This is a genomic window from Devosia yakushimensis (assembly GCF_030159855.1).
Lineage (GTDB): Bacteria > Pseudomonadota > Alphaproteobacteria > Rhizobiales > Devosiaceae > Devosia > Devosia yakushimensis.
Map to the genome: position 1 here is coordinate 288287 of NZ_BSNG01000004.1, position 8609 is coordinate 296895.

Annotated in this window: 9 protein-coding genes; 3 read left to right on the forward strand and 6 right to left on the reverse strand. The window is 63.7% G+C overall.

Going from position 1 to position 8609, the window contains the following annotated elements; translation table 11 throughout:
* Nucleotides 1-8: 8 nt before the first annotated feature.
* The 3 genes from QQL79_RS22025 to QQL79_RS22035 form a co-directional block, all read right to left on the reverse strand.
* Nucleotides 9-764, reverse strand: coding sequence for a DUF2259 domain-containing protein (locus QQL79_RS22025; protein WP_284394459.1), 756 nt, complete (start codon nucleotides 762-764; stop codon nucleotides 9-11).
* Between the two features lie 34 nt (nucleotides 765-798).
* Nucleotides 799-1278 carry a dUTP diphosphatase gene (gene dut / locus QQL79_RS22030; protein ID WP_284394460.1) on the reverse strand — a complete coding sequence of 160 codons (480 nt, stop codon included), beginning with the start codon at nucleotides 1276-1278 and terminating at the stop codon, nucleotides 799-801.
* A gap of 346 nt (nucleotides 1279-1624) precedes the next feature.
* Nucleotides 1625-2113 (reverse strand): MarR family winged helix-turn-helix transcriptional regulator, encoded by a 489-nt coding sequence (locus QQL79_RS22035; protein WP_284394461.1) that lies wholly within the window; start codon nucleotides 2111-2113, stop codon nucleotides 1625-1627.
* Between the two features lie 67 nt (nucleotides 2114-2180).
* On the opposite strand from QQL79_RS22035, the gene QQL79_RS22040 reads away from it, so the two are divergent.
* Nucleotides 2181-3377, forward strand: coding sequence for an FAD-dependent monooxygenase (locus tag QQL79_RS22040; protein ID WP_284394462.1), 1197 nt, complete (start codon nucleotides 2181-2183; stop codon nucleotides 3375-3377).
* Nucleotides 3378-3613: 236 nt separating this feature from the next.
* Here the strand turns inward: QQL79_RS22040 and QQL79_RS22045 are convergent, their stop codons facing one another.
* From QQL79_RS22045 to ubiE, 3 genes are all read right to left on the reverse strand, one after another.
* Entirely contained in the window at nucleotides 3614-4201 is a 588-nt protein-coding gene (locus tag QQL79_RS22045) for a hypothetical protein (protein WP_284394463.1), read from the reverse strand.
* A gap of 35 nt (nucleotides 4202-4236) precedes the next feature.
* Nucleotides 4237-5781, reverse strand: a complete 1545-nt coding sequence (gene ubiB, locus QQL79_RS22050; protein ID WP_284394465.1) for a 2-polyprenylphenol 6-hydroxylase — start codon at nucleotides 5779-5781, stop codon at nucleotides 4237-4239.
* 98 nt (nucleotides 5782-5879) lie between these two features.
* Nucleotides 5880-6644, reverse strand: a complete 765-nt coding sequence (gene ubiE, locus QQL79_RS22055; protein WP_284394466.1) for a bifunctional demethylmenaquinone methyltransferase/2-methoxy-6-polyprenyl-1,4-benzoquinol methylase UbiE — start codon at nucleotides 6642-6644, stop codon at nucleotides 5880-5882.
* A 120-nt stretch (nucleotides 6645-6764) separates the two neighbouring features.
* Between ubiE and mutM the strand changes: the two genes are divergently transcribed.
* Nucleotides 6765-7652 (forward strand): bifunctional DNA-formamidopyrimidine glycosylase/DNA-(apurinic or apyrimidinic site) lyase, encoded by an 888-nt coding sequence (mutM, locus tag QQL79_RS22060; protein WP_284394467.1) that lies wholly within the window; start codon nucleotides 6765-6767, stop codon nucleotides 7650-7652.
* Between the two features lie 373 nt (nucleotides 7653-8025).
* Nucleotides 8026-8289: a 30S ribosomal protein S20 gene (gene rpsT / locus QQL79_RS22065; protein ID WP_284394468.1), complete on the forward strand. Its 264-nt coding sequence runs from the start codon at nucleotides 8026-8028 to the stop codon at nucleotides 8287-8289.
* Nucleotides 8290-8609 lie beyond the last annotated feature (320 nt).

The following is an 8609-nucleotide window of genomic DNA, read 5'->3' on the forward strand; positions in this document are numbered from 1 at the left end:
AGACGATCCTACTGGCCCAGGGGCACCACGACAAAGCGCCGGTCCGGTCCTTCAAAGCCCATGGAATAGACCGAGACAATGGCGATCATGACCTCGGTCAGCTCCGGTGCAAAGGCCGCCAGATCATCGAACGGGGTCACCACGGCATAGAGCCTATAGGCCTGCGGGCAGCCCCGGCTTTCGGCAATGGCACTGTCGCGATAGACCTCGCGCGCTTTGCCATCCACGCTGAGGTTGAGGGCAAAGCCCCAGACATGACGCTCGCCCCAGGCGGCGCATTCGGGCGGCTCGATGCCCTGGCTGACATCGGACAGCGATAATTTGTAGACCTGGTCAGGCGCGCTCATGCCATAGCCGGGTCGGCCAAAGCGCAGGGTTTGGTCGTCAGTGTCCAAGGCGCCATCGCCCTTGAGCGCCAGGATATCGGCGGGGTGGCCGATCTCCAGCCGGTCCAGCAGCGGCCGGGCCTGTTCCAGCGCTGCGGCCCGGACGGCAGCAATCGTCACGCGCTCGTCCTCGACGCGGATTTCGACCGGCATGCCCTCGGCTTCCGTCCCGCTCGCCAGCTCGATCACATGCAGATTGGCATAGGCAAAGCCCGAGCCCTCCTGGATGCCGAACTCAGCGAAGGCGAAATAGGCGCCATCTTCGGAAAAGCCGACGAAGTCGATCCCTGCCCGGTCCCCGGCCTGGGCCGCCGGCATCAGGGCCATGAGGACAATAAGACCGGCGGCCAATCGGGCCATGAACGCTTTTGCCATCATTCCCATGCTCCTCCGGCCTCCCTTGTCTGGACCGCTAGAGACCCGTACCCGTCGAGCCGAACCCGCCGCCACCGCGCTCGGTGCTGCGGCTGAATTGCTCGACCAGGGCGAAGCTTGGGCGCAGCACCGGCACGAAGATCATCTGGGCGATTCGCTCGCCCGGCACGATTTCGATGGGGTCGTGCCCCGGCGGATTGCGGTTCCAGACGCTGATCATGATCTCGGCCGTGTAATCGGCATCGATCAGACCCACGCTATTGCCCAGCACCAATCCGCGTCTATGGCCCGCGCCCGAACGGGGAATGATCATGGCGGCCATGCCCGGATCGCCCATCAGCATGGCAAAGCCCGAGGGCACCAGCACGGGCGCTTCCTGCGCGGCCACCAGAATGGGTCTGTCGAGGCAGGCATGCAGGTCGACGGCGCCGGCCATTTCGGTCTGGTAGCGCGGCAGGCCCCATTGCTGCAGCCGGGGATCGAGTATCTTGATTTCGACGCTGCCGCGCTCCGCCATGGCCTGTTCCTGTTCTCGGGTTCCTAAGCTCTTGTCGCAATATGCAGGCAGGGGCAAGGGGCCATTTCGGCGAGTGAGGTTGGTGGTCCCGGCCCCCACATAACCACCACGTCATTCCCGCGCAGACGGGAATCCACTCTTCCCGCAGGGTCCTCGAAAGCAGAATGGATTCCGGCCTGCGCCGGAATGACGTTGTGGGTTGGATGGGCAACGGATGCCTCCCAACCACGATCGCCTTCCTCGGGCTCGACCCGAGGATCACTCGCCGCTTGTGCCGAATTACAAGTGGCCCTCGGGTCAAGCCCGAGGGAAGCGGCGGTGGGTGGGAGATGTTTGGCGGTCGCCCTCACCCCTCCTTGGGCCGCGCCAGCAATTTCTCGGTCATGCCGTCCTGCAAAGCGATGGTTTCCTCCAGCACTTCGGCAACCAGCAGCAATTCTGCGATGCCGCGCTTTTCGTAGATCTGCGCGCCGGCCTGGGCCAGCGGCTGATAGACCTGGGCGATGAGCGCTTCGGTGGCATCAGCCGCTTCCACCAGCACTTTGCGCCGGTCGAGCGGATCGGGGCGGCGGCGGACAAAATTCCGCGCTTCCAGCCGATCGACCAGAGCCGTCACCGCCGCGGGGGTGAGCCGGGTGGCCCGGGCAATGGCGCTGGCCGTTTGCGGCCCGCTGGTGAGAAAGCTCAGGCATAGCCTTTCGGCGGGACCGAGCTGGAAAATCTCGCCCACCGTCTCGTCATAGCGCTGCGTCGCCTCCTGCCAGCGCACGATCAGCACGCCAAGCTTGCCGATCAGCTCGGCCTTGTCCGGACTTGACTTATTTAGTTCGATCATCTAATTATCATATCATCTAATAATTCGATTGTCGCATTATGTGGCGGCAGGGACGCAAGAGACAAGCATGAAAACACCGATTGCCATTGTCGGCGCAGGTTTTGCCGGATTGGCGCTGGCCATCGCGCTCGCCCGCAAGGGCTATTCCCCGCTCGTCATCGAGAAGCGGAGCGAACAGCAGCTTGCCGATGAGGGGATTTTCGTGACCCTGGCGCCCAACGGCATGAATGCCCTGCGCGGGCTGGGCCTCGCCGACAAGGCCCGAGCGGCCGGTGTCGAAACCCGCGGCATCGCCTTTTACAACGAACATGGCCGCGCCCTGGGTGCGCTCGATTATAACAGGCATGCCAAACGTTTCGCCGCTCCCTCGGTGACCATCCGCCGTGGCGCGCTGGGCACCGTCCTGCTCGAGGCGGCGCGGGCCGAAGCCGTGGCCATTCGCTTTGGCGCCGCCGTCGAGGCCGTCGAGGAGACCGGCTCCGAGGTCATCGTGACCACGGCCAATGGCACGAAGGACAGCTTTGACATGCTCATCGCCGCCGATGGGCTGCGCTCCGCCGTGCGCCGGCTGGTCATGCCCGGCCTGCCCGCGCCCATCTATAATGGCCTGCAGGGCAGCGGTGGCATTGTCGATGTGCCCGAGTTGCCCCCGACGGATGGGCGCATGCGCATGACCTTCGGAGAGAAGGCGTTTTTCGGCTATATCAAGGAGGCGGGCGGGCCGGTCTATTGGTTCGATACCTTCCCTTCCGCCGATGAAAGCCGGGTCGAGACCGCCAATGGCGAGGATGTCCTGCGCCTGCTGGCCGATCTGCACCGGACCGATCCCGAGGTCAATCGGCGCATCATCGCGGCCACCGACCCCGCCACCATCCGCATCTATCCCGATTACGATATCCCCAGCCTCCCCCGCTGGTCGACCGACAGGGTCGTGCTGATCGGGGACGCCGCCCATGCCGTCACGCCCCATTCCGGCCAGGGCGCCTCCATGGCGCTGGAAGATGCGCTGGTGCTGGCCGCCGCCATCGAGGCCGAGGCAAGGCCCGCCAATGCCTTCGCCCGCTTTGAATCGCTGCGCCGCGCGCGGGTCGAGGCGGCGGTGCGCTTGGGCCGGCAGGGCGGCGCGCCCAAAAAGGCCCAGGGCTGGCTCGCCCTGCGCCTGCGCGACCTGCTGCTGCCGCTTTTCGTGCCGCTGGGGCAAAAAGCCCAGGAGCAATTGTTTGCCTATCGGGCCGACCTCAACCCGCTATCCCCGCCCGTCTGACAGGCTCGGTTCCCCGAAATGGGGGAGGGTGAGGGAGCTTCCCGGCGGCGAGGGAGGCTCCCTCATTCAGTTTCCCCGCAATCGCGTTTTCCGCCCCACCCACCGCGTCATTCCCGCGCAGGCGGGAATCCACTCTTCCCGCTGCCCCCTTGGCAAAGACAGAATGGATTCCCGCCTGCGCGGGAATGACGTCGTGGTTGGGGAAAGCGTTGCGGGCGTTTGGCGAGAACCAGCCCCTAAGGCGCCCGCACCACGGCGTAATATTCCACCGGAAATTGCCGCTTGCTGTCGAGCAGGTCGGAAAAGGGAATGACGATCTCCGCCGCGCCGTCGGGGGTCAATTCCATATTGGTCTCGGCAATGGCCAGCCCCGAAAAGCGCAGGGTGATGGCGCGTTTGGCGAGAATGCTGTCCAGCATCTGGCGGGTCTCCTCGTCCACGTCCTCGCCCATATCCAGTTCCGCCCGGATCGGCGCGGTCGGCACCGAAATGCGCACGAGGCCGGGGCCCGCGCTGCGGAAATGCACCGGCGTCTCATATTCGCCCAGGTCGAGCCCGGCAAAGCGTCCTTCCTGGGTGATCGTGCAGATGGCGCCGCCATCGTCCGTTTCGGTAAATTCGCCCTTGGAGCAGAATTGGTTATCCTTCGGCGGCGCATTCATCTTGAGCATGGCGTAGAAATCGCCGCTCATGGTCTGGGTCAGGCTCGCCCGCGCGGTTTCCGGGCTGGTGAGGGCGACATCGAGCTCGATATCGACGCAGCCGGTCAGCATCAGGGCCAACCCCGTGAGGGCAGCGAGCTTGCAAAGCATGTTCAGGGCCATGGTCGTCCTCATGCAAATCGCCTGGGGCAGGCAAGTCAGGAGCCGAGAAGCAGCACGCGCACCGTCGCCACCGCGAAAAAGATCGTGCCCGCCGCCGCCGCCAGCACCAGTGCCCAGCGCATCAGCCGGTCGGGCGGGCGCTTATTGGCGTGGTAGTCGGCGAGCGCCAGCTCGGCCTGGCCCAGAATGACAGGCACCCGCTGCGCCGCCTCGGCAAAGATCGAAATCTGGTCCTTGATATCCTGCACCCGGCCCAGCGGACCCTCTTCCTTGCGCAGCCAATCGCCCACCACGGGCTCGGCCACGGTCCAGATATCGAGTGCCGGATCGAGCGCCCGCGCCACACCCTCCACCAGCACCATGGATTTCTGCAGCAGCACCAGTTCGGGCCGTGTCTGCATGTTGAAGAGGTCGGTGATGACAAAGAGCTGGCCCAGCACCCGGGCCATGGAAATATCCTGCGCCGTGCGGCCATGCAGCGGTTCGCCGATGGAGCGGATGGCCAGGGCGAAGTCGTCGACCGACTGGTCCTTGGGCACATAGCCGATATCGAAATGGCGCTCGGCCACGAGGCGATAATTGCGGGTGATGAAGCCATAAAGGATATCGGCGAGGAACCGGCGCTCCCGCCGGTTGATGCGCCCCATAATGCCGAAATCCACCGCGATCACGTCGCCCGTACGCGGATCGGCAAAAAGGTTCCCCGGATGCATGTCGGCATGGAAAAAGCCGTCGCGAATGGCATGGCGCAGAAAGCTCTGCAGCACTTTTGCCGCCAGCGCCTTCCGATCCACCCCGGCTGCGTCGAGCGCTTCGTGATCGCGGATCGGAATGCCTTCCACCCAGCTGGTGGTCAGCACATTCTGCGCCACATGATCCCAGGAGACACTTGGGATGACGAAGCCGCTATCGTCCTTGATATTCTCGGCCATCTCGGAAATGGCCGCCGCTTCGAGCCGCAGGTCGAGTTCGAGCCGGGCCGACCGGTCCAGCGTTTCCACCACCTGGGTCGGTTTGAGCCTTTTGGTCGAGCGCACGAAACGCTCGGCCAAAGCCGCACCGGCATAATAACTCTCGATATCGGCCATGAAGCGCTGGCTCACGCCCGGCCGCAAGATCTTGACCGCGACGGTGCGCGGCAGGCCATTGGCCGGCTTGAGGCGGGCGCGATGCACCTGGGCGATGGAAGCCGCCGCAATGGGCGGGCTCAATTCGGTCAGCTCGGCCGCCTTACCATCCAGCGCCGCGCTCAGAATACCGGGCACCAGCGCCGGATCGAACGGGTCCATCTTGTCCTGCAGGCCCGCCAGGTCATTGGCGATCTCGGGGCCCACCACATCGGGGCGGGTGGCCAGGGTCTGGCCGAATTTGACATAGGTCGGCCCCAGCCGGTTGAGCGCCTTGTTGAGACGTTCCACATGCCCCGTCTTGCGCACGCTGGGCCGCTCGATCAACCGCCCCAGCCAGATGCCGAGCTTGAGCGGACCCGGCAGGTCCTTGGCCGAAACAATCGACAGCGCTCCCTCGCGCGCCAGCACATAGCCGGCCCGGATCAGCCGGAAATAGGCGGAGATCAGCATGCTTCACCTCTCCCTTTGGGGGAGAGGGCCAGCACAATCACATTGTGGGGCTTAATGGCATGAGGGCGGGCGAAAAAACTCATCAACGGCAGACCCACCTAAATCTTCCATCCCGAAAACAGCGCCGCCACATTGCCGGTATAGGGGGTGTGCTTGACCCGCTTGAACCCGGCCTCTGCCAGCATTCCCGAAAACATCGGCGGGCTGGGGAATTTGCGGATCGATTCCACGAGGTACTGATAGGGCTGCCCGTCCCCGGTTACCATCCTGCCCATGGGCGGGATCACCCGGTCGGAAAACGCCTTGTAGACCGCGTCAAAGCCCGGCACGTCGACCTGGGAAAATTCCAGCACCAGAATGCGCCCGCCGCGCTTGAGCACGCGATGCGCCTCGCCCAGCGCCTGTTGGATGCGCGGCACATTGCGGATGCCAAAGGCGATCGTATAGGCGTCAAAACTATTGTCGGGAAAAGGCAGCTCCTCGGCATTGGCCTCAACGAAACTGGCCTGCGCCGGAAAGCGCCAGCCCTTGGCCCGCTCGGCGCCCACGCGCAGCATATCGGCATTGATGTCGGAGACCACGACCTCGGCATAGCCCACCGAGGCATTGATGATGCGCTCGGCCACGTCCCCGGTGCCGCCCGCCATGTCGAGCACCTTATAGGGCCGCGAGCCGGTCTTGGGCGGGGCGAGATCGGCCACCATGGCATCCTTCCAGATGCGGTGAATGCCCCCGCTCATCAGGTCGTTCATCAGGTCATAGCGGTCGGCCACATCGTGAAACACCTTGTTGACCAGGCCCTGCTTGTCCTCGAGCGCCACGGTCTGCTCGCCGAAATGGGTGGTCTCGCGTGCCTTATTCATGGCATTGCTCGCTTCTCTTTTGCGTTTCGCGCGCACCATATAGAAGCACTCCGCGCTTTGCCAATTGCGCAAAGCGGCACATAGTCAAATGCGCCACGGCGCAGTGGACACGAGGTTGAGATGCCCGAACTGCCCGAGGTCGAAACCGTCCGGCGTGGACTTGAACCCTGGATCGATGGGGCCACCATCGACCGCGTCACCCTCAACCGCCCCGACTTGCGCTTTCCCTTTCCCAAGGATCTGAAGCCGGCGCTTGAGGGGCAAAAAATCACCTCGGTCGGTCGGCGCGCCAAATATCTGCTGATCGGCCTTTCCAATGGCAAGACAGTGCTCAGCCATCTGGGCATGACCGGCAGCTATCGCTTTGCCGAACACGGCATCGACAAGCCGCCGCGCTATTATGAGGTCGAGCCCACCCCCAAGCACGACCACATGGTCTGGGACATTTCCCACCCCAAGCATGGCAAGAGCCATCTCATCTATGCCGATCCGCGCCGCTTCGGCTTTGTCGATCTCTTCGACCATGTCGAGGACAGCCCCTATCTCAAGGGCCTGGGCCCCGAGCCGCTGGGCAATGATTTCAATGCCGACGAGATGGCGGCAAAATTCAAGGGCAAGAAGACCCCGATCAAGGCGGCTTTGCTCGATCAGCGCGTGGTGGCGGGCCTGGGCAATATCTATGTCGCCGAAGCCCTGCACCGCGCCCATATCCTGCCCACCGTCCTGGCCGGCTCTCTGGTCACCGTCAAGGGCAAGCCCAAGCCGGTGCTCGAAGACCTCGCCCATGCCGTGCGGCAGGTGCTGGTCGAAGCCATCGAAGTGGGCGGCTCCACCCTGCGCGACTTCCGCAATGCCGAAGGCGGCTCGGGCTATTTCCAGCACCGCTTTGCCGTCTACGACCGGGAAGGCGAGCCTTGTCCCACGCCAATGTGTACCGGCACGGTACAGCGCATCGTGCAATCGGGCCGGTCGACGTTTTTCTGTCCGGTGTGCCAGAAGAAGGTGTGAGCTGGCTTCGATCTCTCAGTCGTCCTCCCTCCCCTTGTGGGGAGGGAAGCGAGATAGGATTTAGCTTCAGCTAAATCCGTGATCGAGTAGGGTGGGGGTATGCTTCCGCATACGCGATGATCGTGGCTCTCATCACCCCCTCCCAGCCTCCCCCATCAAGGGGGAGGTGCGGGACTCGCGGGTGCGGCGCCATACGGGGTCGGCATGGCAAGCATGCATCCCCCGCTGCCCCCTGAATCCAGTTGACGCTCCCGCCCCTTTCCCCTATAGACCGCCCCACTTGGCGGCTCGACGTAAGGCCGCCGCTTTCATTTCATCCCGGACGGTGCGCTGCTGAGGCGCTTTCGGCCGGTTGGACGCCAAGAGGACCGTTATGGCCAATACGCCGTCAGCCAAAAAGGCTACCCGCAAGATCGAAGCCCGCACCGCGGTCAACAAGTCGCGCCGTTCGCGCGTCCGCACCTTCATCCGCAAGGTTGAAGAAGCCATCGTGGCCGGCGATCATGCCGTGGCCTTCGCGGCCCTCAAGGCTGCCGAGCCCGAGATCAACCGCGCAGCCACCAAGGGCATTGTTCATGCCAATCTGGCGGCCCGCAAGGTCTCCCGCCTCAATAACCGCGTCAAGGCTCTCGCCTGACCGGTTACCCCTGCGCAGCATGGCTGCTGCAGGATGCCAATGGGCTCCCTCGGGGGCCCATTTTCTTTGCCCTCCCCGCTTTCGGAATCGAGGCAAGGATTTTCCGTCTTGACGATTTCGTGTCATCCCGATGACGCAATTGCGACATCCCGGTGTTTTCACCAATCCTGCTGAAAAACTCAGCGCCATCAAGGATTTGTGAGGATCGGGCGGGTTTTTGAAATTGTCACGAAGGGCTTGGAACAGCTCCAGACTGTGGTTTAGGGAAATATAATTTTGGCGGGGACCGCCGCTTTGTGACGAGAATCTGCATTGAGTCA

Bases quoted from the DNA above. Each gene is read 5' to 3' on its own strand.
- QQL79_RS22025 (WP_284394459.1), bottom strand. From the start codon at position 764: ATGATGGCAAAAGCGTTCATGGCCCGATTGGCCGCCGGTCTTATTGTC.
- dut (WP_284394460.1), bottom strand. From the start codon at position 1,278: ATGGCGGAGCGCGGCAGCGTCGAAATCAAGATACTCGATCCCCGGCTG.
- QQL79_RS22035 (WP_284394461.1), bottom strand. From the start codon at position 2,113: ATGATCGAACTAAATAAGTCAAGTCCGGACAAGGCCGAGCTGATCGGC.
- QQL79_RS22040 (WP_284394462.1), top strand. From the start codon at position 2,181: ATGAAAACACCGATTGCCATTGTCGGCGCAGGTTTTGCCGGATTGGCG.
- QQL79_RS22045 (WP_284394463.1), bottom strand. From the start codon at position 4,201: ATGGCCCTGAACATGCTTTGCAAGCTCGCTGCCCTCACGGGGTTGGCC.
- ubiB (WP_284394465.1), bottom strand. From the start codon at position 5,781: ATGCTGATCTCCGCCTATTTCCGGCTGATCCGGGCCGGCTATGTGCTG.
- ubiE (WP_284394466.1), bottom strand. From the start codon at position 6,644: ATGAATAAGGCACGCGAGACCACCCATTTCGGCGAGCAGACCGTGGCG.
- mutM (WP_284394467.1), top strand. From the start codon at position 6,765: ATGCCCGAACTGCCCGAGGTCGAAACCGTCCGGCGTGGACTTGAACCC.
- rpsT (WP_284394468.1), top strand. From the start codon at position 8,026: ATGGCCAATACGCCGTCAGCCAAAAAGGCTACCCGCAAGATCGAAGCC.